Source organism: Aeromonas sp. 600886, from assembly GCF_049174935.1.
Lineage (GTDB): Bacteria > Pseudomonadota > Gammaproteobacteria > Enterobacterales > Aeromonadaceae > Aeromonas > Aeromonas veronii_A.
Genome location: NZ_JAAKUB010000004.1, coordinates 172455 through 195499 on the forward strand (window position 1 = coordinate 172455; position 23045 = coordinate 195499).

The following is a 23045-nucleotide window of genomic DNA, read 5'->3' on the forward strand; positions in this document are numbered from 1 at the left end:
AGGTAGCCAGGGAAAGGTAAGGGGAGAAGTTAAGGGAAAAGTGAAGGGAGAGGGCTGATTGACCACCAATTCTCAGGTGGCGATATTGGGGAAAGGCCCGTCAGCCATCCCAAAAACAAGAGGCCACCCCGTGGGGTGGCCTCTTGTCATGTTTTACGAGCCGCGATGGCGAGGGGGCACTCAGGCCGCCTTGGCCAGAGTTACCTCATCACTCTTTTTGACCCGCAGTTTTTTCAGGGCAACCGCCACCACGCCGGTGACGATGGCACCGCAGATCATGCAGAGCAGGGCCAGCAGCGGCTTGTTGACGGCACCCAGCAGGGCCACGATGGGGCCACCGTGGGCAACGCTGTTGGTGATGCCAAACAGGAAGGCCATCACAGCGGCGGTCATGCTGCCCAGAATGTTGGCCGGGATAACGGCCAGCGGGTCACGGGCGGCGAACGGAATCGCCCCTTCGGAGATACCCACCAGACCCATGGCGCCGGCAGCTTTGCCCGCTTCGATTTCAGAAGCATCGAAGATACCGAGCTTGCGACCGAGCACGGTCGCCAGCGACATGCCAAGGGGCGCAGCCGGGATGGCGCAAGCCATGGCGCCCATAAACTGGGTCTGGCCGGAGGCGATCATGCCGACGGAGAAGAGGAACGCCACCTTGTTGACCGGGCCACCCATATCAAAACCAGCCATACCACCGAGCACGATACCCAGCAGCACCAGACTGCCACCGCTCATGGAGAGCAGCATGGCGTTGAGGCCGGTCATCATGTCGGCAATCGGGGCGCCGATGATGAAGATGAATACCGCAGCGATAAACAGGGAGCCGACGATGGGAGCGATCAGGATCGGCACCAGCGGTTGCACCATCTTGTGGTACTGGCGAGTGGCAATCCAGCGCACCAGATAACCGACCAGGAGGCCCGCAATGATGGCACCGATAAAGCCGGTACCGGCATCCGCGCCGTAGAAGCTGCCGTTGTTGGCGATCCAGCCGCCGATAAAGCCCGGTGCCAGCGCCGGACGATCACCGATGGCGTAGGCGATATAGCCCGCCAGAATGGGGATCATCAGGGTGAAGGCGGCCACGCCCACGTTGAGGATCTGGTTCCACATGCTCCCTTCCGGGATCTGCATGCCGCTCGGGGTCGGGTTGCCGCCGATGGCCAGTGCCAGCGCAATCAACAGACCGCCGGTCACCACGAACGGGATCATGTGCGATACGCCGTTCATCAGGTAGCGATAGAGATCAGAACTGCCACCCGCGCTCTTCTCTTCACCTTTTGTATCTTCTTTGCCAGCCACATAGGCGGGGGCTTTCAGGGCTTGCTCGATCAGACCCTTGCCATCCTTGATGGGGGCTTTCACGCCGGTCTTGATGAGCGGCTTGCCAGCGAAGCGGGCCATGTCCACCTGCTTGTCACAGGCCACCACGATGGCGGTGGCGCGGGCAATCTCGTCTGCGGTCGGGCTGTTCTTGACGCCGATGGAGCCGTTGGTCTCCACCTTCACCTCATAACCCAGCTCCTTGGCGGCGCGCTCCAGCGACTCGGCCGCCAGATAGGTGTGGGCGATACCAGCCGGGCAGCCGGTGACACCGATGATAAAGCCCTTGCTGGTGGTCGGGGCCGCGCTCTGCTCCTCTTTCTTGGTCAGCAGCAGCGCCAGCGCATCGGCCGGGGTTTTTGCCGCCAGCAGTTTGGCGATAAAGCCCTCTTCGATCAGCTTGCCGGAGAGCTCGGCCAGCACTTCGATATGGTGGTTGGCGCCGCCATCGGGGGAGGCGATCATAAAGAAAATGTGGGACGGCTTGCCATCTTCGGCGCCGTACTCGATGCCGTTGCGACTGATGCCGATGGCGACCGCCGGATTGCACACCGCCGCACTCTTGGCGTGGGGCAGGGCCACGCCCTCTTCAAAGCCGGTGTTACCCAGATCTTCGCGGGCCCACAGATCCTTGATAAAGGCCTGCTCGTTGCTGACCTTGCCTTGCGACGCCAGCAGGCGGGCCATCTCGGTGAAGACCTCTTCCTTACGCGTCGCTTTCAAATCGAGGTTGATCAGATGTTCATTGATCAAGGTGGTGATCATGGCGCTCTCCCCGCTTCCGGTGACGGAAGCTATGCGTGAGTACGTATCGACGTACTGGATAAAAATGACCTGATCATTATCGCGGCTCACCCGCACCCTCCCTATCGGACAAATGTGCTAATCACTGGATTTTTGTGCGCAGCAAAACGCGATGTGATGAAGATCCCGTTTTCAGGCAGGACTCACCATTTTCAGGTTATTGCTAATTTTGTCTTTAAAAACAAATAAATGGATTTTGACTGGTCTCGTAACCAGGTTTGTAATGCATCATGTCAATAAATTAATCACCAGCGGGGTCTGGATTTATATGTGGTTTTAAGGCGTTATAAGATGTGACCTTTCTCACAAAAAGTCGCAGTTTCGTCGGGCGGATTAGGATTTTTATGCGCCTGATGGCGGAGGCCAATCGCATTGGCTGGGCGAGCGCAGAGGGGCGTTGTTTGGGAAGAAAGTGTGGTGGCAAGAGAGGGATGGCTGAAAAGAGATAGGTTATAACGCGAACGTCCGAATACGCTCCGCTATTCGAACCTACGGACTACACAATATGCGCCACCGACTCCAGCCAGTTGGGAACTTGTTGCCGATACCACTCCAGATATTGCTGTGCCTGCGGCTTCTCCCTTCTGGTCAGCAGATTGGTGACTTCAATAATCAGCCAGCACTTGGCCATGACGAGATGGCGCAGCAACCGGTCGCCAGAGAGCAGCGAACTGTGGCACAGATAGCGTTCAATGATGGTTTCATATTCAGCCAGCGAACCCATCCGCGGCACCAGCGGGGCCAGATCGATGGCCGGACTGCCATAACCAAATCGCTCCCAGTCAAACAACACCAGCTCACCATTGTTGCGGGTGCCCCAGTTGCCCTCATTGCTATCTCCCGAAATCAGGCATGACTCCTCGAATAGTTCGTGACCAAGTTGCTGGATATGGCGGATCTTCTCGTTTACCGCTTCCGGCAGGCAGAGTACAGAGAGCGCCTCGTTGGTGTCGGCGAGCGACCAGCCGTGAGTTTTAACCGCAAAGTCGGGCTGATAGTTGGCGCTATGCAGGCTGGCCAGCTGAGCAAAGGTCTGTTCGTTGCGGTGCAGTTGCGTGAGTGTGACCGGATGAGGGATCTGCTCAAGGAACAGGATCTCTCCTTCGGCCCTGAGCAGGGCAGGTGTGTTGAGCCCGCTCAAATGCGGGGCTGCACGTTGGTAGAAATGGCGCTCGACCGGTGATGCGCCGCTTTTTCTGATACAGGGCTTGCCATCCAGCAGCTGGATATTGACCGAAGCGCCCCCCATTTTCGCCAGCTCCTGTTGCGTCATCCTCTACCCCGTTAGCAATGAGTTGTCAGGTGCGTGAGATAGCTATTTACTTCTGCCCGAGTCGTGAAACGGTGCTTGTCGTTTGGGAATCGATCAAACAGCTCGTGATGGAATTGGCGGGAGCTTTTACTGGCTCGCTGCCCATATTCCGATGCCCACATCAGCAGTTGTTGAAAGCTCTCTTCGGCTGCCACTGCATCCCGTTGCCTGGCACTTTGTGATCCACGCGATAGCAGTGAATCACGGCATACTGACCAGTCGAGATCCAGAAAGAGCAGGGTATCAGCGGCATCAAGCAGTTGCTCGGCCAGGGCGCCAAATATCCCTTCGACCACCCATGATGGCTCTTGAGCAAGTGTTTGAATGGCATGATCAATCTCATGCTGGGGCCGTTTTTGGTTAAAGCCGCCCGGTTGCCAGACGATGGTATCGAGATTGACCTCGCGGATAGTTAACTGTTCAGCCAATCGAGCCGCCAACCAGCTCTTGCCCGATCCCGAGTTGCCAATAATCAGAATTCGTTGCATCTATGAGCTCTCTTTTTTGGAACAGATATCTGGAGGCTGGAAAGTAGAGATGATGACGTGAATGTCCGAATACGCTTCGCTATTCGAACCTACGGGCCATCAGGATTTATGGTCAAATTAGGTATCACCGCACATCTGCGTTATAGATAATTTTATTTTACTCATCAGCCATTAGATGGATTTCTATTTCGCCGATTAGATTTGATTTTTTGCGTCTGTACTCGTCGATAGCATAAATTTTATTTTCTTTATCTTTGGGTGGTACAGGTGTTTCTGGTAGCTCCTTAACCAAAGCAATGCATTCTTTTGCGACTAAATCCTTATCAGCTAAATCACAGATATTATCCATTAACTTTAGTATTTCATTTTGCGCATCATCAATTTTATCCACAATATCAGTGGCGAGCATAGCTCCTTTTGCTCCACGTTTAATGTTTTCCAATTTATTAAAAACTTTATGAATGGAGCCAATGATTCCAGTTCTAGCCTCCACTCTGATTACATCATGATGTTTTGCCTTAGTTTGATATAAAGATTCCGATATGATGGCATCCGATAGCCATTTTGCATCAGAGTACAGAAGTTGAAGGCCCTCTCTGAAGTCTTTATAAGAACTAATACCTTGAAGTAGAAGCATTAGTGTGCCAATTACAGTTACACGAGCTTTTATTGAACCATCTTCAAACTCAACATTGATCTCAAGACCTTCAGATAAAAAGAACTCAGTACGAGTCAAGGAAAACATTCTTAAATTTTCCTTGAATGACTCTAACTGTTCATCGGTTTCCATACCTCTCGGCTCAACATGAATATAAGCCTGACTAAGGATGTTTTTGTTTATATAATCTGCCACTATGTGATCTCAATTTCTGTTGATGGTTTAATTTAAAAAATCTATATATAGATTTTTACATCGACTTCAATCGCCCTTGGAAATGGCGGTAAACATCATCGTTATTAAAGCCATCCACATTCTGGCTGGAGAAAATAAGCGGGGTGACGCCTTGTGCCAGTGCCAGTTTCTGCGCTTCGACTACCAGCGTATTGATCAGAACCATGCCGGAGATGGAGGAGAAGGCGCCGGTGACCCGATCATTGACTTCGCACAGGCCATCGCCCGGCGGCACGCAGTTATCCAGTACCAGATCGGCCAGCTCCATCAGTTTTTGGCCAGAAGGGTGACGACTCGGGTTTTGCGCCGATTGCGCCACTGAGGTAATAGCGATCACCTTGTGGCCGCGCGCTCTGGCAAGCTGGGCCCACTCGATGGGCAGGGCGTTGCGACCCGAATTGGAGATGACCACCATCAGGTTCCCCGGTGCAATCGGCTGCTCCTCCCACAGGATGGCGGCAAGCCCCGGCAGCTTCTCCAGCGCCGAGCTGCGCAGGGCTCCATCGGCGGTGGTGACGGTTGAGTCGAGCACGGCGTTGATATTGCCAAGGCCACCGGCACGGATAAACCCCTCCAGCCCGACCATATGGGAGTGCCCGGTGCCTAGCATATGGATCATCTTGTTGTGTACGATGGCCTCGCTAAACCAGTGGGCCGCCTGCCGGATCCCGGCTTCGTTCTGGCTGACCATGGTAGCGATGCGCGCTTGCAGTTTTTCGACGTACTCAAACATAACGGCGGGATCCTTGTCTATTATCGTTATGGTCAGCTGGTTCTCTTAAATTAATATTTCAGTGAGACGATTTAAGCCTGATGGGAGAGAATCATATTTTATGTACCCATTTTTACTCATTTCTCTGACTAAATTCATGAATACTTTATATTCTGTTTTAGAAATATCGAAACTTGGATCTATAGTTTTCATACTAGAATTTGCGATGGAAACATTTGTAGGTAATTTATCTCTATTAATGTTTTTGATCGCAGCGACAAACAATCGCTCAATTTTATTTTCAATCTTAATAGTGTTTTTAGTTGAAAAATCCTCTAGAAAAATTAGGTTGTCAAAAGATTTAGCAAGAATTGCTCTATCTTTATCCTTACGCTTGCAAATTAACCAAACCTCTTTTCCAAATTTCCTTAGCCTATCACCAATGACAGTGAAATCAGAATCGCTAGTAAGAAAACAATAGCGATCAATTTGTGGGTTTCCTAAATATAATGTTTCAAAAGCATCTAAGCTGATAAAAAGGTCAGCTCTATTTTTCTCTGTTCCTATTTTTGGTGTATCCAAAATCGTAAAGTTATGGTTTATGATTTGTTCTTTTAGCGTCTTTTTTGACGTAGACTGGTTACCATATGCTGATTTTATTGCAAAAATACTATTTAATCCTTCATCTGAACTTAATAAAGAATTCATTAAATCTTCAAGGATAAAGTCGAGAGATGAGACATTTTCCATGTCTATATATACGGCGATATTAAAGTTCTGTTTTTTCACAAAAACGGCCCTGTCTTTAATGAAAAGGAAGAATTAATTTAAACTTATTTAAAATATGTAAAAATGTTCATTGCGAACTAAGGTTTATATTCCATGAAGCTCAATAAAACCTTTTTCAATGTCATATTTTAAGTGTTTGGTTAAAGAGTATTGAGGATCACTCTTAGAGAAGTTTTCAATAATCATATTTTGATACTCGTCAACAGACATCCCATTGAATATATGTTTGTTGATGTTATAGCCAGAGCAATTATTTCTCCCACTACCTTTTCTATTTGAAGTCCCAACAATGACGATTTTAAAATGAAGATGATTTTTTAAATCAACATCTTTAATGTTGTTGGTATCTATTTTCATTATGAGCTACCCACCTTTTAATGAAGGTTATATCACTGCTAATTATTTAAATAATTATTTGGTATTTAGGTTTGAATTCATATTGTTTGCTGGAAGCAAAGCCCACGCTACCGCCCGTGGATTACAGCCTCCAGCCTGCTGCTGTTTTCCGGCGATGTGGTGGATGGCGAAACGGCTGCACAGGGTTATCTCTGCAAGAGTGGTTGCCAAGTGGAGCATATTAGTCGAGAGAGGAGCAGGGTAAAACCGCAGTCGGGCAAAAACCTGCCAAAGATCAACAAATTACTTATTAAGCGACTGCTATCTGACCGCTTGGCACAGCAGCCGCAGACAGAGCTTCATCTCTTGCCGGGTGCTACCGCCACTCAATACTCCAGAAACTTCTCCCCGCAGCGTTCGCAGATCAGATGTTTTACATGGGTGGCCTGATAGGCGAGGGTCTGGCCGAATACCGCATTGCTCAGGCTGCTGGAGCGAAAGGCTTGCCAGAAGGCTTTGCGCGAATCCTTGGGCATGATGTCTTGAGTGTGATCGCGGGCGACCAGCACCACGATATGGCGGGTACGTTCGCCGCATTTGTCACAGCGATGGATTTCAGTTGGCGGATTCTGGTCGTGCGGGTTGCTCATAAAGGGGCTCGTGAAGAGAGGCTGGCGCCCATCATATTCCTCTCCACTTGACTCTCAATCTCTCCTTGCCAGCGCAGTGAGCAGGTTCACATTTTGCGCCCCCTCTTTGTTATTTGCCCGCGCGCCGCAGCCGTGTGCCTCTGGTCGATGCCCGCTTCTGCGGTTTGCAGGTGAGCGGTGATGATATGGCGGGTTGGGACGAGATCGGGCTGTCCAGCCAGTTCAGGCCGACTCCCGCTTTTGTAGATTGGGGGTGATGATATGGCGATTGGGAGCGAGCTCGGGTTGCTGCATCCGGGTCAGCAGTCGTTTTGCCGCCTGACGGCCGATTTCGCGGGCCGGTGAGCTGACGAAAGTGAGGGCGGGGGAGGTGAGTTCGGCCTCCGCCACGTCATCAAAACCGAGCAGGGCCACCTGCTGGCCGATGTAGTTATCCTTGCCCACGGTGCGGCCGCTCGCCTCGACGCCATAGATGGCGCCGAGCGCCACCTCGGGGTAGTGGCAGAGCACGGCGGTCACCTTGGGGTGCTGGTGCAGCAGCTGGGCGATGGTGTCGGCGGCGCTGCGCTGGGTGCGCTCGCACTCCAGTACCCACTCCGGTTTGAAGGGCAGGCCATATTGCAGCAGGCTGGCGCAGTAGCCGCCGATGCGCTCGGCGCGGGTGAGGGAGTCGGCCCGCCCGCCGACATAGGCGATATGGCGGTGGCCCTGCTCGATAAGGTAGGTGGTGGCCTGCTTGGCGGCGTGGGTGTTGTCGGGGCCGATAAAGTCCACGTCATCCCGATAGTAGGAGCGGGCGGCGCACACCACCGGCAGCTCGGAGTCGATCAGGGTCTCCAGGGTTTTGGCCGCCGCGCCGCGCACCGGATTGAAGATGATGCCCGCCACCCCTTGGCGTGACAGGGAGTGGATGCTCTGCTGCAGCCGCTCCGGGCTGTGGCCGCACTGGGTCAGAAACAGCAGATAGCCCTGCTGCTCCAGCACCTCGCTCACCCCGGCGGTCACCTCGGTATAGAAGGGGTCGGTGATGTCGCGCAGGATCAGCCCCACCAGATTGGATTGCTGGCTGCGCAGATTGGCGGCGGCGCTGTTGGGCACGTAGTCGAGCTCTTTTATCGCCTGTTGCACCCGCTCGGCGGTGGCCGGGGAGATGCGCCCCTTGCCGTTGAGCACCATGGAGACGGTGGTGACCGACACTCCCGCCCGCTGGGCGACATCGGTGATCTTGGTGGCTTTGGCAGAGAGGGATTTGGGCGACATAGGGCGAACGGACGACGGACAGTTGAGAGCGAGGCCCCAGCATACCTGCTCAGATGCTCAAGTGAAACGTTACATCACCATTGGGCCGATCCGGCTCACAAATTTGGATCCTGCCGTCAGCCAGCCCCCTTATTCTGTGATCCTGTCGGCACTTGTAAATTGATAAAACGTTTTATCATCCAGCAAAACCTGATGCTGACCCGCGCCTTTTGCTTCGAGATTGCTTCGAGATTGCCTCGAGCGGGGGAGGGCAGCCGCAGACATTGCTGTCTATTCACAAGGAGCCGTTTCATGGCCAAGCCTCAAGCCAAATCCACCATCTGGGAGTTCCTGCAGAGCCTCGGCAAGACCTTTATGTTGCCGGTCGCCCTGCTTGCCTTCTCGGGCATCCTGCTCGGTGTCGGCAGCTCGCTCACCAGCGATGCGGTCAAGCAGAGCATGCCTTTCCTCGACAATACCGTGCTGCAACTGCTGTTCCTCTGGATGACCAAGGTGGGGCTGGTGGCCTTTATCTATCTGCCGGTGATGTTTGCGGTGGCCATTCCGCTCGGGCTGGCGCGGGAAGAGAAGGGGGTCGCGGCCTTTGCCGGTTTCGTCGGCTATGCGGCGCTCAACCTCTCCATCAACTTCTACCTCACCGTGGCCAACGTCATCGGTGACGCGGCCGCGGAGAAGGCCTACGGGGTGAAATCCATCCTCGGCATCAGCTCCATCGATACCGGGATTCTGGGGGCCATCATCGTCGGGGTGATCGTCGCGAAGCTCCACGCCCGTTTCTACACCTACAAGATGCCCGATGCGCTCGCCTTCTTCGGCGGAGCCCGCTTCGTGCCCATCATCACCGCGCTGGTGCTGGGTGTGGTCGGCTTGGTCGTGCCGTTCGTCTGGCCCTGGTTTGCCGCTGGCATTAACGGTATCGGGGCGCTCATCTCCCACGCCGGTCCCTTCGGTCCCTTCCTGTTCGGTACCGGTGAGCGGCTGCTGCTGCCGCTCGGCCTGCACCACATTCTGGTGGCGCTGATCCGCTTTACCGAGGCGGGCGGCACCCAGCTGGTATGCGGTCACGAGGTGAGCGGCGCCCTCAATATCTTCTACGCCGAGCTCTCCTGCGCCGATACCACCGGCTTCTCTGTTTCTGCCACCTCCTTCCTCTCTCAGGGCAAGATGCCTGCCTTCCTCGGCGGCCTGCCGGGCGCGGCGCTCGCCATGTATCACTGCGCTCGCCCGGAAAATCGCGGCAAGATCAAGGCGCTGCTGGTCTCCGGCGTGGTGGCCTGCGTCATCGGCGGCATCACAGAGCCGCTCGAGTTCCTGTTCCTGTTCGTGGCGCCGGTGCTCTACGTTATTCACGCCATCCTGACCGGTCTGGGCTTTATGACCATGGGGCTGCTCGGCGTCACCATCGGCAACACCGATGGCAACCTCATCGATTTTCTGGTGTTCGGCGTGCTGCAAGGCACCGCCACCAAGTGGTATCTGGTGCCGGTCGCGGCCGCCATCTGGTTTGCCATCTACTACAGCGTGTTCCGATTCGCCATCGTGCGCTTTAACCTCAAAACCCCTGGCCGTGAAATCGAGACCAGCGAGGCTGCCCAGCCCGCAGGCAAGAAGGCCGGCAACAGCGGTTACAACGGTGAAATCATCCTCAACGCGCTGGGCGGCGCCGATAACATTCTGGCGCTCGATAACTGCATCACCCGCCTGCGGATGTCGGTGCAGGACATGAGCCGGGTCGATGACAAGGTATTGAAGGCAAACGGCGCCATCGGGGTGATCAAGCTCGACGAGCACAACCTGCAGGTGGTGATCGGCCCGCAGGTGCATCTGGTGAAAAACCAGCTGCAGAGCCTGATGGGGGCCTGAACCGGCCAATAAGAACCGAACGGGGGGCGCAAGCCCCCCTTGTTTGCCTCTCCCAATATGTCTCCTGTTTATGGAGGGAGAAACTTCATGCACGATATTTATGACTTCGACCGCGTGGTCGACCGCCACGGCACCTACTGCACCCAGTGGGACTATGTGGCCGACCGTTTTGGCCATGCCGATCTGCTCCCCTTTACCATCTCCGACATGGATTTCGAGACCGCCCCCTGCATTCGCCAGGCCCTGACAACCCGCCTTGAGCACGGGGTATTTGGCTACAGCCGCTGGAATCACGACGACTTCAAGGGGGCGGTGAGCCACTGGTTTGCCCACCGCTACGGGGCGAGCCTCGACCCCGAGACGCTGGTTTACGGCCCCTCGGTCATCTATGTGATTGCCCAGCTGGTGAGCCTCTGGTCGGCGCCGGGGGAGGGGGTGCTGGTGCATACCCCCGCCTACGATGCCTTCGGCAATATGCTGGCTGCCAACGATCGGGTGCTGCTGCCTTGCCCGCTCAAAAAATCAGAGGGGAGTTACCAGATCGACTGGGCCTGCTTCGAGCAGCAAGCCGCTCGTCCCGATTGCCGGATTTTGCTGCTCTGCAGCCCCCACAACCCCACCGGCCGGGTCTGGACGCGGGATGAACTCGGCCGGATGGCCGCCATCTGCCAGCGCCACGGGGTCAAGGTCATCTCGGACGACATCCATATGGATGTGAGCTTTGCTCGCTACCTGCCGTGGAGCGAGGTGGCGCCGGACGATGGCTGGGCGCTGGTGAGTTCGGGCTCCAAATCCTTCAATATCCCCGCCCTTGGCGGCGCCTATGCCTTTATCGCCAACGCCGAGGCGCGGGCCGCCTATCTGCAGCGACTCAAAGCGGCCCACGGCCTCTCATCGCCGCCCATTCTCGGCGTGCTGGCTCATATCAGCGCCTATCGGGACGGCGCTGCTTGGCTCGATGCGCTCAAATCTTATCTGCACGGCAACCTCGCCCATGTAGCGGCGCGGCTCAATGCCGCCTTCCCCGCCATTGACTATCGGGCGCCCGAAGGGACCTACCTTGCCTGGATTGATCTGCGCGGCCTCGGCATCGACTCCACCGAACGGATGGATGCGCTGCAAACCTTGTTGGTGGAGAAATACCGGGTCGCCATCATGCGCGGCGACACCTACGGCCCGGAAGGCACAGGCTATATCCGCCTCAACGTCGGCTGTCCGCGCTCGAAGGTTGACCAAGGGCTCGACGCCCTGATCGGTGCGCTGGGGGAGGTGGTGTAGGGCAAATCCATTCAACGTGAAAAACAAAACGGTGCCATCAGTGATGGCACCGTTATGTGGGGAAATATAAAAAACCGCCCCGGAGATCCGGGGCGGTTTTTTATTTAGTGATACCGAGATGAGTCGTGGACGACACAAGGGCTCAGCGATAGCGGCCACGTACCGAGCTGCTGGCGCGGCCGGCCATCTTGATCAGGCTCTGGCGGGTGTGCAGGTGGCAGAGCGCGACGCCGAGGGCATCTGCTGCATCCGCCTGCGGGGTGGCGGAGAGTTTCAGCAGATGGGTCACCATATGCTGCACCTGCTCCTTGGCGGCACCGCCGGTGCCGACTACCGCCTGCTTGATCTGGGTGGCGGAGTATTCGCTCACCGGCAGGTAGGCATTGACTGCTGCGACGATGGCGCTGCCCCGGGCCTGCCCCAGTTTCAGGGCCGAGTCGGCGTTGCGGGCCATAAAGACCCGCTCGATGGCAAACTCGGTGGGCTTGAACTGGGTGATGATCTCGCATACCCCGTCATAGACCTGCTTGAGGCGCTCCGGCAGCTCGCCGCAATCGGTGCGGATGCAGCCAGAGCCCAAGTATTCGGCCTTGCCGCCCACGACCCGGATAACCCCGTATCCGGTGATCCGCGATCCCGGATCGATGCCCAAAATAATGCTCATGGGTGTTGATTGCTCTAAACGCGAGTGATGGCCGCCAAGATAGCAAACTGTGGCCCGTTTGGCTGTATGTCCCGGGCCAAGCGGGTAAAGATTGGCCAGCCTGCGTCGGGCGTGGTTAGCCCTTGAACAGCGCTATGGTGTCGCCATCCTGCAGGCTGCCGGCACCGCGTACCACCACCCGGTCCCCCTGCTTGAGGGCGCCGCTCACCGCCACCTGCTGGCTGTCGCCAAACAGCACGGTGACCGGCACCCGATTCACCTTGAGCGCCTTGCCGCTCTGCGCCACTTGATAGACCACACTGCCATCGGTGCCGAGCACCAGGGCGTCCCGGGGCAGCAGCATGCTCTGCTGATCCCCCAGTGGCAGGGCAACCCGCACCGGCGAGCCGATGATGAAGGTGCCCGCTTCCGGTTTGAGGCGCAGCTCGATGAGGCGCGACTTGGGATCGGCGCTGGCGGCTCGCTGGTAATAGACGCCGTGACCGCTCAGCTGCTCCCCCTCCACCCGCAGCCGGGTTTGCGGCGCCAGCTGTTGGGCCCAGAGGATGGGGGCCTGCAGGCGGATATCCGGCTGATCCGGGTTGACCAGCTCCAGCGCCTGCTCGCCCGCGTCCACATGCTCGCCGGGCTGGATGAAGTGGTTGTTCACCACCCCATCGAACGGGGCATAGATGTGGCTGCGGCGCAGCTGTTCTTCAATCTGGTTCACCTGTATGGCGGCCAGCCGCTCGGCCAGCGCGGCCTGCTCCACATCGTAGCTGGCCTTGTCGTACTGGCTTTGGGAGGCGCTCTTTTGCTGGTGCAGCCGGGTGATCCGCTGGGATTCGGCGCGGGCGAAGCGCAAGTTGCTCTGCCATTTCGCCTGCTCGGCGCGAGCCTGCTCCAGCGAGAGGCGCAGCGCCGTACTGTCGAGGCGCAGCAGCTCGTCCCCTTTTTTGACCCGGCTGCCAAATTCGGCGATCCATTCCACCCGGCCGCTCACTTCGGCGCTGAGCGCCGCTTGCTGGCGACTCGCCACCGTGCCGCTGACCCAGATATTGGCGGCCGCATCCCCTTGGGTCACATCCGCCAGGGTCACCATCTTGCCCTGATCGGCCAATACCGGTAGCGCGCTGCCTGCAATCAGCACAGCGCCAGCCAACATTCGGGTAATCATATGTGTCATTGATGAGCTCCTTGCTCAGGCCCGCTGGCGTAGGGGTTGTGGGATCGCCACCTGCTCCCCGAGACGCAGGAAGGCAGGCAACAGGATCAGGGTAAACAGGGTACTGCAACTCATGCCGCCGACAATGACGGTGGCGAGCCCGCGGTAAATTTCGCTCCCTTCGCTCGGGCTCAGCATCAGCGGCAGCATGCCGAAGATGCTGGTGAGACTGGTCATGGCGATGGGGCGCATCCGGCTTTGCAGGGCATCGGCCACCGCCAGCTGGCGGCTCATGCCGTCCCGCTCGGCGGTGCGGGTCTGATGCACCAACAGGATGGCGTTGTTGACCACCAGTCCCAGCAGGATGACAAAGCCGATGATGGTGAGCAGATCCATCGGCAGCGGCACCAGCAGCCCGCTCAGTTGCAGCGCCAGCACGCCGCCAACCGAGGCAAGGGGCAGGGTGAGCAACACCAGCAGGGCATCCTTGAGGGAGGCAAACACCCCCCACAGCAGCACCAGCAGGATTACCACGGCGAACAGGAAGATGGTTCCCAGATTGTCGAGCGCCTGTTGCAGGCTGTCGGCGTTGCCGGCGATCTGCAGCTCGCCACCTGCGGGCAGCAGGGGCCGGATGGCGGCAAAACTGCGGTTTTTCAGGGTGTCGATCACCTGCTCCATGGTCATGCCCGCCGGGGGGGCTATCTGCAGGATGATGCTGCGCCGCCCATCGGCCCGGAAGATGCTGGCCGGGCCCATGTCATGCTCTACCCGCAGCAGCTCGCCAAGGGGAACGATGCGCCCGGAGGGGGTGGCCAGCGGCACTGCCTTCAGTTCGTCCGGATTGGCGGAGCTCTGCCCCATCAGCATGATGTCGAGCCGCTCCTCGCCATCGAAATACTCGCCAACCCGCAAGCCGTCGCCAAAGGTCTGGATGATGGTGGGCAGGGGCGTGCGATCCCAACCCACTTCGGCGAGACGCCGATCTTGCGGCACCAGTTTGAGCTCGGGGGCGGTGAAGTCGAGACTCGGCTCGGGCCGGATCTGTGCTCCCGGCAGGTCCTTGCTGAGGATCCCCATGCTGGCTCGGGCCGCCTGATAGAGCTCGGGCAGGTTACCCCCCTGCAGCAGCAGGGAGACGCCGTTTTCGCTGTCAAAGCCGCCAAACAGCGACCCCTGACCGCCGAACACCCGGGTGTCGGGAATACCCACCAGCAGCTGTTTCATCAACAGGCTCTCCAGCTCCTTGATGCGGTTTTCGTCCTTGGGGCGCACGCCAATCTGGGCGCCCCCCGGGTAGCGCAAGATGTAGTAGTTCTTGAGGGCAGGCTCTTTCTCCCCCTTCATGTAGGGGGCGAGGCGGGTGATCAGGGTATCGATCACCTCTTCGCGCTGGGCCTTGAGATTGACCCCGGGGGTGAAGTTCATCCAGACATCCACCGCGTCCCGTTTCACGTCCGGCAGATAGTCCATCTTGGGCAGCAGCGCCCAGGTGGCCAGTGCCGGCAGGCTCATCATCAGGGTGATGACCGTCCAGCGCTGGCGTGAGGTCGAGGTCCAGCGGATCACATGACGAGTGGTGCGCTGCCACAGCGACTCATAGGGATCGGTCAGCGTTTCATGTCCCATCCAGCGCGCCGCCACCGCAGGCAGCACGGTGACGGCGACCAGCATGGAGACTGTCACGGCGCAGGCGATGGTGAGCGCCAGATCGGCAAACAGCTGACCCTCCACATCGTTGAGCAGCAGCACCGGCAGGAAGATGGCGACCGTGGTGAGGGTGGAGGCGACCAGCGCCGTCCACACCTGACGGGTGCCTTCAAGCGCTGCCTCCGCCTTGCTCAAATCCCCCCGCTCGTGGCGCCGGTAGATACTCTCCAGCACCACGATGGCGGCATCGAGCACCATGCCGACGGCAAAGGCGATGCCTGCCAGCGAGATGATGTTGAGGGTGCGATCCATCACCTTGAGCAGGCAGAAGGTGAGCATGATGCTGATGGGGATGGCGAGGGCAATCATCAGGGTCGCCTTGAGCTGGCGCAGGAAGAGCCAGAGGATGGCACAGGAGAGCAGCACCCCGAGCCCCAGGTTGGCGGTGACCATGCTGACGGCGCGATTGATGTAGAGGGAGGCATCGAATGACTGCTCCATGTGCAGCCCGACCGGCTCCAGCACCTCGCGGTTGAGCTCGTTCACCCGAGCCTTGATCGCCTCAAGGGATGCCAGGGCATTGGCACCGCTCTCCTTGAAGATCTGGGCGGCGATGGCGGTATTGCCGTTCTGGATCCGCAGCACCGGGTTCTCTTCCCTGGCCACCCTTACTTCTGCTACATCCCGCAGATAGATGGGCAAGCCATCGCGCCAGTCCACCACCTTGTCCCCCAGCGTCTCGACATCATAGCGACCGGCGAAGCGCAGCTTGTACTCCCAGCGCCCGATGTCGAGGGTACCGGCCGACACGTCCCAGCCGGTGGTGGCCCGGCTGGCCAGCACCGGGATCTCCACTCCCAGCTCGGCGGCGCGATAGGGGTCGAAACGGATCTGGATCTGGCGCTCGTTGATCCCCTCGATCGAGACTGTCGAGACCCCTTCGATGCGCTCCAGCTCGGGTTTGACCCGCGCCTCGATCAACGCCTGATGATCATCGATCACCCCTTTGGCGCCGGGCAGTTGCTGGATGAAGAAGAAGGTGAGGGTGTCGTTGCTGCTGTAGTTGTTGACGTAGGGGCCGCCGATCTTGTCCGGCAATCCCGAGACCCGGTTCAGTCGCGAAATCACATCGAGTTGGGCCCGCTGCATGTCGGTGCCGAGGGCAAACTCCATGTCGATTTCGGTAAAGCCGGGATAGCTGTTGCTGACAAGGCTCTTGAGCCCTTGCACCCCCTGCATCTCCTGCTCGATGGGATCGGTGATCTCCGACTCCATCTCCTGGGGAGAGGCTGAACGCCAGCTCACCGAGATGTTGAGGTGTGGACGGTCGATGTCGGGGAATAGCTGGATCGGCAGTCCCCGGATGCTGAGCAGGCCCAGCAGGAAAATCAGCACGATCGAGACCGCCACCCAGATGGGGCGTTCGATCGCCGTTTTGGCGAGGTTCATTCACTCTTCCTGAGTTGTTGTTATCGGCCATTCCGCTGGCCTTGCTTCCAAAGACCCTGCAACAGGGACTCAAGCATTTAACTGGAATTCTCCCGGCTTGTAAATGCATGGTTAACAAACAAAAAACCGGCCACGAGGGCCGGTTTGGTACTGGTTTGCCAAGGGATCAGGCGGCGTGCTCGACCTTGTTTGGCTGCTTGCTTGGTTGCTGGGAGAAGCCTTCCAGCTCGCCCGGGGCGAAGTTGTCTACCTGGATCGCTTCGTAGCGGAGGGCATCGGCGGCCAGCAGTTTGTCCGCTTCGTCCTTGCTCAGGATGGAAACGGCCAGTGCGGCGGCAACCAGCTCCGGCAGCGCCAGTTTGCGGGGCAGTTTGCCCTCTTTCTGGGCCTGCACCAGCTTCTTCTCGTAGGGCTGCACAGCGACCATGGCCTGGAAGGCGCGCTCCATCAGGCCGACCGGATCTGCCTCGTCTTTGCCCACATAGCAGAGGGCGGTCAGACGGTCGCGGAACTCGCCCGGCTTCATCATGGCCAGGCAGATGGCGTGGCAGCGATCGTCTGCCGGCATCTTGTAACCGACACCGAACGGGAATACCACCCGCTTGAGCACAGCACCCACCACCTTGTTCGGGAAGTTCTGGAAGAAGCCCTCGAACGCCTTGCCAATCAGGTAGAGGTTGCGCTCCACCGCGTACTGCACGAACGGCAGATCGGATACCATGCGGCCCTGATCCTCGTAGTGCTTGAGGGTGGCGGAGGCCAGGTAGAGGTGGCTCAGCACATCACCCAGACGGGCGGAGATCATCTCCTTGCGCTTGAGATCGCCACCCAGCATCAGCATGGAGACGTCGGCGCACAGCGCCAGCCCTTTACTCATGCGAGACAACTGCTTGTAGTAGCGGGCGGTTTCACCGGCTACCGGCGCGCTGTTGAACTGACCCAGAGTCAGCCCCTGGAACAGGGAACCGAAGAAGTTGCCGGCGCCGAAGGCGATGTGCTTCATCAGCAGGGCGTCAAACTTCTCGAGACCGCGTTCCACGTCGGTATCGGCCGCCGCTTCCAGCTCGGCAAAGACGTACGGGTGGCAGCGGGTGGCACCCTGCCCGAAGATCATCAAGTTGCGGGTCAGGATGTTGGCCCCTTCCACCGTGATGGCCACCGGAATCCCCATGTAGGCGTAGCCGGTGTAGTTTTTCGGGCCGAGCTGGATGGCACGACCGGCGTGGATGTCCATGGAGTCATCCATGATCTGACGCGCCATTTCGGTCATGTGGTACTTGGAAATCGCGGTGACGATGGCCGGTGCCTGACCCAAGTCCAGGGAACCGGCGGTCATGCGACGGGCCCCTTCCAGCTGATAGGTGAGGCCGCCGATGCGAGCCAGCGCCTCTTGCACCCCTTCAAACTTGCCGATGGACATGCCGAACTGCTTGCGCACATAGGAGTAGGCGCCCACGGTGCGGCTCGCCATGTGACCACAGGCGGTGCCAAGGGCTGGCAGTGAGATGCCTCGACCGGCGGAGAGGCATTCGACCAGCATGCGCCAGCCGCGACCGGCGTAATCCGGGCCGCCGATGATCCAGTCGAGCGGAATGAACACATCCTTGCCGAAAGTCGGGCCGTTCAGGAACGCCAGACCCATGGGGTAGTGGCGATCGCCGACGCGCACGCCGGGGTGGCTGGTGGGAATGAGGGCACAGGTGATGCCGAGCTCTTCCTTGTCACCCAGCAGTTTTTCCGGGTCATAGAGTTTGAATGCCAGCCCCAGCACGGTGGCGCGCGGCGCCAGGGTGATGTAGCGCTTGTTCCAGTTGAGGCGAATACCCAGCACCTCTTCACCCTTGTGCATCCCTTTGCAGACGATCCCCTTGTCAGGAATGGCACCTGCATCGGAGCCCGCTTCCGGCCCGGTCAGGGCGAAGCAGGGCACCTCTTTGCCATTGGCCAGCCCCGGCAGCCAGAAATCTTTCTGGGCCTGGGTGCCGTAGTGCATCAGCAGCTCGCCCGGGCCAAGGGAGTTTGGCACCATGACGGTGACCGCCACGCTCAGGCTCTTGGTGGCAATGCGGGTGACGATGGTGGAGTTGGCAATCGCCGAGAACTCGCGGCCGCCATAGGATTTCGGGATGATCAGGGAGAAGAAGCCTTCCTTCTTCAGATAGTCCCACACCGGTTCCGGCAGGTCTTTGGTTTCGTTAACGATCTTGAAGTCATCAACCATGGCGAGCAGGGTTTCGACCTGATTGTCGATAAAGGCCTGCTCCTCTGCGGTCAGCTCGGCCTTGCCGTAGCCGTGCAGTTTTTTCCAGTCGGGGTTGCCGCGAAACAACTCGCCATCCCACCAGACGGAGCCGGCTTCCATGGCCTCCCGCTCGGTAGCTGACAAGGGCGGCAATATCTTTTTGAAGATGCCGAACACCGGACGGGTTACCACCTTTTTACGGATGGAGGGTACGCCGAGCACAACGGCTATCGCCAGCACCAGCAGGACAAGCAATGTGATCATACCGAAGTTCCTTCTATTTCACTGTTTCCGTTGATTTATTGTTGGTTGTTACACGGCCAGGGAGAGCCTGGTCGACTCCACGGGCGCCCCGACTCCGGACGCCAGATAAGGAATAACGTTGCGCACCAGCCCTTCCACATCGAGCTGCTGGCCAAAGTCGGCCAGGGCGATGTCGCGCAGGGCATCGGCGGAGGCCATGGTGAATACGACGGTGCCCAGGGTGAAGTGCAGGCGCCAGAAGAGATCCGCGGGCGACAGGGCCGGATTGGCCTTGGAGATGGCCTGGGTGATCCGCTGCAAAATGGGGCCATAGTGGGCGGTGATAAAGCGGCGCAGGTGGCCCTGGCTGTCGATATAGCCGCGCCCCAGCAGCTGCATAAAGATGGCCGGGCCGTTGGCTCGCACCGCCGAGAGTTTCATCAGTGGCTCTACAAAACTTTCAAACAGTTGCAGCAGGGTCAGCTGCTCCTGCTCCATCAGTACCCGCAGGCGAGCATCAAGATCGGGCATAAACAGGCTCAGATAGCGGTCGAGCACCGCCTGGATCAGCTCCTTCTTGGAGCCGAAGTGATAGTTCACCGACGCCAGATTAACGTCGGCCTCGCTGGTGATCAGACGCAAAGAGGTATCGGCGAATCCCCGCTCGGCAAACAGCACTTCAGCGGCGTCGAGAATACGGTTTTTGGTATCGATTTTACTCACTGGACACCTCACTTAAACGAATGTTTAAAAAGTACGTTTCATAACGTGAAGTGTCAAGAGAATGTGAATGAGTGTTAGCGGAATGTTTTTCGATGAAAAAAGCAAAGTGGGCGGAACTTAGTCAAAAAGCAGGACTCTATATCTATGCCACTGCAATTAAACATTAAGTCTCGCCCAACCTGCACCATGCTAGTTGGGCCTTTTTTTGCGCGTCTGTTACCGGTTTGCGGTTTGCAGGCAAAAAAAACCGCCGCAGGGCGCGACGGTGGGGAAAGTGAGTTCGCGTCATCCTGACGGCAAACTGTCGATGCGAGTTCAGGCATGTATCGACGGGGGCAGTATGCCAGCCAGAGCCCCTCAGACTATGTCAGCTTCGCGGTATTTTGTGACAAAGTGTGGCAAGCACTGGCGTGGCCCAAGCTGCGGCTCTTTGCTATGCTGCCCTTTCAAAATATGAGGGGAGAGAAGATGAAGTACCCGGTCGATACCCACACTCACACCATTGCCAGCACCCATGCCTACAGCACCATCCACGACTATCTGCCCATCGCCAGAGCCAAAGGGATCAAGCTGTTCGCCACCACGGATCATGGCCCCGAGATGGCCGATGCCCCTCATGTCTGGCATTTTGCCAACTTGCCGACCTTGCCAAGAGTGGTGGAAGGGGTAGGGATCTTGCGGGGTATCGAGGCCAACATCAAAAACCTCGACGGGGAGATCGATTTCCCAGAGCGCTATGAGTCGCGTCTCGACATGATCATGGCGGGTTTTCATGAGCAGGTATTCCCTCCCTGCGATCAGGCAACCCACACCCAGGCGATGATCAACGCCATCAAGAGCGGCCGAGTCGATATGATCAGCCACCCGGGCAACCCCGCATTTCCCATCGACATTCAGGCGGTGGTCAAGGCGGCTGCGGACTATCGGGTGGCGCTGGAGATCAACAACTCCTCCTTCATTCACTCGCGCCCGGGGAGCGAAGGCAACTGCCGCGCAATCGTTGAAGCCGCGCGAGATCTGGGGGCCTACCTCACCTTCGGCTCCGATTCCCATGTCGCTTTCAGCCTCGGCGATTTTGACCATTGCCACCGTCTGGTGACCGAAGCGGGCTTCCCGCAAGAGCGGATCCTGGTGCGCTCCCCCCGCGCCCTGCTCGAATTTCTCGAAAGCCGCGGCCGTGCCCATATCCCCGAGTTTGCCGATCTGTAAATCGGGCTCTAACACCATGAGCCAACTCATAAAATCGAGTTGGCTCAATTGACTTGCCGGTCATTTTTTATGAATGTGGAGAGCAACAAGCCGGTATAGCTCAGTTGGTAGAGCAGCGCATTCGTAATGCGAAGGTCAGGAGTTCGATTCCCCTTATCGGCACCATATAAAACAAAGGGTTGGCTTCTTGGTAAAGCTAGCTCTTTAGCGCATTTGCCCAACACCATGCCCAACACTTCACAGTGTATAGGCTGCCCATGACGGGCGGCTAACTTGTCTTGTACGCAAGAGAGAACACCAGAGGAAAATAAAAGAATCGAGGGGGGATAGGATAGGTCTGTTCGATTATGGGGGAAAATTGCATGGAGGGGAGCAGGGGGTAAGGGAGGTCTTCTTATATATGCAATGAGGCTTGAAAAAATCTCACAGAAAATATGACAAATGGCCCCCTCTGCAAGAGTCAATACAACCCCATGAGCATACTGGCTATAGGGGATAGTAATCAGATGGGGGCTGCATGTCTTGAGAGGCGTGAGGGGTAAAGTACCTCTTCTCTATCACCGGATTACTTCATCTTTCACGGCTTCATAGTAGGAATAGTGGGAGTATCGAGCGCATAAGGGTGTAGTGGTCTAATCATCCCGGACACCATTTTAGGTGGTACAGTCGCCACCATGACCTGAGGTGTTCAATGACAAGATTACGTCGCTCATTTACTGCCGCATTCAAACTCGAAGCCGCATCCCTGGTGCTCGACCAGGAATATTCAGTCCCCGAAGCCAGCCGTTCACTGGACGTCGGTGAAACCGTGCTCCGTCGCTGGGTTCAGCAGCTTCAATCCGAACGCAGTGGCACAACCCCAATCAGCAAAGCGCTAACTCCTGAGCAGCAGAAAATCCAGGAGCTGGAAGCCCGTATCAACCGACTCGAACGTGAAAAGGTCATTCTAAAAAAGGCTACTGCTCTCTTGATGTCGGACGAGTTCACACGTACGCGCTGATAGACCGATTAAGGGAGCAAGCCCCCATCACCCTGGTCTGCTGCGCTTTCGATGTTCCAACATCCTGTTTTTACGACTATCTGGCTCGCAGGCGGACGATTAACCGTGAGCGCATGCAGCATCGCTGTGAGTTGCGCCGTTTGTTCAAAGTGAGCCGGAACTCGGCAGGCAGCCGTGCCTTGATGTCGATGATGCGGGAGTTGGGGTATCAGATTGGTCGATTCAAAGTACGTAACCTGATGAAGGAAGCCGGTCTGGTATCCAAGCAACCGGGCGCTCATCGCTATCAGGTCGCTCGGTCTGAACGACCGGGCATTCCCAATCTGCTGGCCCGCGAATTTGATGTCCAGCAACCCAATCAGGTGTGGTGATATCACCTACGTCTGGGCAGGTGGTCGTTGGTATTACCTGGCAGCGGTGCTTGACCTGTACACCCGGCGGGTCGTGGGCTGGGCGATGTCTGATAAACCTGATGCAGAATTGGCAATCAAAGCACTGGAGATGGCCTATCAGCAGCGGGGTTGCCCATCCGGTGTGCTATTTCACTCCGACCAGGGCAGCCAATATGGCAGCCGGGCATTTCGGCAACGACTGTGGCGTTATCGCATAACCCAGAGCATGAGTCGTCGTGGAAACTGCTGGGATAACGCCCCGATGGAGCGACTGTTCAGAAGCCTGAAGTCAGAGTGGCTCCCGGCTATGGGATATATGAGCTTGCGAGAGGCGAAACGAGATATCAGTTATTACCTGATGGATTACTACAACTGGCGGCGTCCACATCACCACAATGACGGGATACCGCCAGCAAAAGCCGAAGAATGGCCTAACCAAGTGTCCGGATTTAGTTGACCACTACATCCTGATGCTTTACCAGCCCGATGAGGGGAGTTGCTTCGTCTGTCTGAAGCCCCAGAGCCAAGTCGCAAATGGCCATCACCTAGCCGGCTATCCCGGTTTACGGTTACTCGCCAGAGGTGACCGTATGAGTATCGGTATGACCCTGACCGTGGTGTT

General features: G+C 57.4%; 17 protein-coding genes, 1 tRNA gene and 1 pseudogene. 5 read left to right on the top strand and 14 right to left on the bottom strand.

Features of this window, described 5'->3' with window-relative positions:
- Nucleotides 1-180 precede the first annotated feature (180 nt).
- The 9 genes from G5179_RS05135 to G5179_RS05175 form a co-directional block, all read right to left on the bottom strand.
- Nucleotides 181-2088, bottom strand: coding sequence for a PTS fructose transporter subunit IIABC (locus tag G5179_RS05135; RefSeq protein WP_421206234.1), 1908 nt, complete (start codon nt 2086-2088; stop codon nt 181-183).
- 535 nt (nt 2089-2623) lie between these two features.
- A complete protein-coding gene (locus G5179_RS05140) occupies nt 2624-3400 on the bottom strand; it encodes a phosphotransferase family protein (protein ID WP_421257993.1) in 777 nt (258 codons plus the stop codon).
- A gap of 11 nt (nt 3401-3411) precedes the next feature.
- Nucleotides 3412-3927, bottom strand: a complete 516-nt coding sequence (locus tag G5179_RS05145; RefSeq protein WP_421257994.1) for an AAA family ATPase — start codon at nt 3925-3927, stop codon at nt 3412-3414.
- Between the two features lie 157 nt (nt 3928-4084).
- A complete protein-coding gene (locus G5179_RS05150) occupies nt 4085-4780 on the bottom strand; it encodes a hypothetical protein (RefSeq protein WP_236327085.1) in 696 nt (231 codons plus the stop codon).
- Nucleotides 4781-4835: 55 nt separating this feature from the next.
- Nucleotides 4836-5552, bottom strand: coding sequence for a sugar isomerase domain-containing protein (locus tag G5179_RS05155; RefSeq protein WP_421257995.1), 717 nt, complete (start codon nt 5550-5552; stop codon nt 4836-4838).
- 45 nt (nt 5553-5597) lie between these two features.
- Nucleotides 5598-6320 (bottom strand): NYN domain-containing protein, encoded by a 723-nt coding sequence (locus G5179_RS05160; protein ID WP_139407916.1) that lies wholly within the window; start codon nt 6318-6320, stop codon nt 5598-5600.
- An 84-nt stretch (nt 6321-6404) separates the two neighbouring features.
- Entirely contained in the window at nt 6405-6677 is a 273-nt protein-coding gene (locus tag G5179_RS05165) for a hypothetical protein (RefSeq protein WP_058060093.1), read from the bottom strand.
- Between the two features lie 365 nt (nt 6678-7042).
- A complete protein-coding gene (locus tag G5179_RS05170) occupies nt 7043-7306 on the bottom strand; it encodes a hypothetical protein (protein ID WP_421257996.1) in 264 nt (87 codons plus the stop codon).
- A gap of 222 nt (nt 7307-7528) precedes the next feature.
- Complete coding sequence (locus tag G5179_RS05175) at nt 7529-8566, bottom strand: Mal regulon transcriptional regulator MalI (protein WP_005353573.1); 1038 nt, start codon at nt 8564-8566, stop codon at nt 7529-7531.
- A gap of 291 nt (nt 8567-8857) precedes the next feature.
- On the opposite strand from G5179_RS05175, the gene malX reads away from it, so the two are divergent.
- Both malX and G5179_RS05185 read left to right on the top strand, forming a co-directional pair.
- On the top strand, nt 8858-10429 hold the full coding sequence (gene malX / locus G5179_RS05180; RefSeq protein WP_065017917.1) for a maltose/glucose-specific PTS transporter subunit IIBC: 1572 nt from the start codon (nt 8858-8860) through the stop codon (nt 10427-10429).
- 87 nt (nt 10430-10516) lie between these two features.
- On the top strand, nt 10517-11707 hold the full coding sequence (locus G5179_RS05185; protein ID WP_421257997.1) for a MalY/PatB family protein: 1191 nt from the start codon (nt 10517-10519) through the stop codon (nt 11705-11707).
- A 142-nt stretch (nt 11708-11849) separates the two neighbouring features.
- Here the strand turns inward: G5179_RS05185 and ruvC are convergent, their stop codons facing one another.
- The 5 genes from ruvC to G5179_RS05210 form a co-directional block, all read right to left on the bottom strand.
- Nucleotides 11850-12371 (bottom strand): crossover junction endodeoxyribonuclease RuvC, encoded by a 522-nt coding sequence (ruvC, locus tag G5179_RS05190; RefSeq protein WP_005334512.1) that lies wholly within the window; start codon nt 12369-12371, stop codon nt 11850-11852.
- A gap of 115 nt (nt 12372-12486) precedes the next feature.
- Nucleotides 12487-13536, bottom strand: a complete 1050-nt coding sequence (locus tag G5179_RS05195; protein ID WP_227341045.1) for an efflux RND transporter periplasmic adaptor subunit — start codon at nt 13534-13536, stop codon at nt 12487-12489.
- A gap of 15 nt (nt 13537-13551) precedes the next feature.
- Nucleotides 13552-16614 carry an efflux RND transporter permease subunit gene (locus G5179_RS05200; protein WP_421257998.1) on the bottom strand — a complete coding sequence of 1021 codons (3063 nt, stop codon included), beginning with the start codon at nt 16612-16614 and terminating at the stop codon, nt 13552-13554.
- Nucleotides 16615-16780: 166 nt separating this feature from the next.
- On the bottom strand, nt 16781-19120 hold the full coding sequence (locus G5179_RS05205; RefSeq protein WP_421257999.1) for an acyl-CoA dehydrogenase: 2340 nt from the start codon (nt 19118-19120) through the stop codon (nt 16781-16783).
- Between the two features lie 48 nt (nt 19121-19168).
- The gene (locus G5179_RS05210; protein WP_005334507.1) at nt 19169-19822 is read right to left on the bottom strand and encodes a TetR/AcrR family transcriptional regulator; all 654 of its coding nucleotides are present in this window, start codon (nt 19820-19822) and stop codon (nt 19169-19171) included.
- A 468-nt stretch (nt 19823-20290) separates the two neighbouring features.
- On the opposite strand from G5179_RS05210, the gene G5179_RS05215 reads away from it, so the two are divergent.
- The 3 genes and pseudogenes from G5179_RS05215 to G5179_RS05225 all read left to right on the top strand — a co-directional run bounded on the left by G5179_RS05215 (nt 20291) and on the right by G5179_RS05225 (nt 22880).
- Entirely contained in the window at nt 20291-21031 is a 741-nt protein-coding gene (locus G5179_RS05215; RefSeq protein ID WP_421258000.1) for a phosphatase, read from the top strand.
- A gap of 89 nt (nt 21032-21120) precedes the next feature.
- Nucleotides 21121-21196: transfer RNA gene (locus tag G5179_RS05220), tRNA-Thr, on the top strand.
- 526 nt (nt 21197-21722) lie between these two features.
- Nucleotides 21723-22880 (top strand): annotated as a pseudogene (locus G5179_RS05225) (IS3 family transposase).
- Nucleotides 22881-23045 lie beyond the last annotated feature (165 nt).

Coding starts and splice junctions, on each gene's coding strand:
- ruvC (WP_005334512.1), bottom strand. CDS start 12,371: ATGAGCATTATTTTGGGCATCGATCCGGGATCGCGGATCACCGGATAC.
- G5179_RS05135 (WP_421206234.1), bottom strand. CDS start 2,088: ATGATCACCACCTTGATCAATGAACATCTGATCAACCTCGATTTGAAA.
- G5179_RS05140 (WP_421257993.1), bottom strand. CDS start 3,400: ATGACGCAACAGGAGCTGGCGAAAATGGGGGGCGCTTCGGTCAATATC.
- malX (WP_065017917.1), top strand. CDS start 8,858: ATGGCCAAGCCTCAAGCCAAATCCACCATCTGGGAGTTCCTGCAGAGC.
- G5179_RS05155 (WP_421257995.1), bottom strand. CDS start 5,552: ATGTTTGAGTACGTCGAAAAACTGCAAGCGCGCATCGCTACCATGGTC.
- G5179_RS05175 (WP_005353573.1), bottom strand. CDS start 8,566: ATGTCGCCCAAATCCCTCTCTGCCAAAGCCACCAAGATCACCGATGTC.
- G5179_RS05200 (WP_421257998.1), bottom strand. CDS start 16,614: ATGAACCTCGCCAAAACGGCGATCGAACGCCCCATCTGGGTGGCGGTC.
- G5179_RS05195 (WP_227341045.1), bottom strand. CDS start 13,536: ATGACACATATGATTACCCGAATGTTGGCTGGCGCTGTGCTGATTGCA.
- G5179_RS05145 (WP_421257994.1), bottom strand. CDS start 3,927: ATGCAACGAATTCTGATTATTGGCAACTCGGGATCGGGCAAGAGCTGG.
- G5179_RS05185 (WP_421257997.1), top strand. CDS start 10,517: ATGCACGATATTTATGACTTCGACCGCGTGGTCGACCGCCACGGCACC.
- G5179_RS05170 (WP_421257996.1), bottom strand. CDS start 7,306: ATGAGCAACCCGCACGACCAGAATCCGCCAACTGAAATCCATCGCTGT.
- G5179_RS05165 (WP_058060093.1), bottom strand. CDS start 6,677: ATGAAAATAGATACCAACAACATTAAAGATGTTGATTTAAAAAATCAT.
- G5179_RS05205 (WP_421257999.1), bottom strand. CDS start 19,120: ATGATCACATTGCTTGTCCTGCTGGTGCTGGCGATAGCCGTTGTGCTC.
- G5179_RS05215 (WP_421258000.1), top strand. CDS start 20,291: ATGAAGTACCCGGTCGATACCCACACTCACACCATTGCCAGCACCCAT.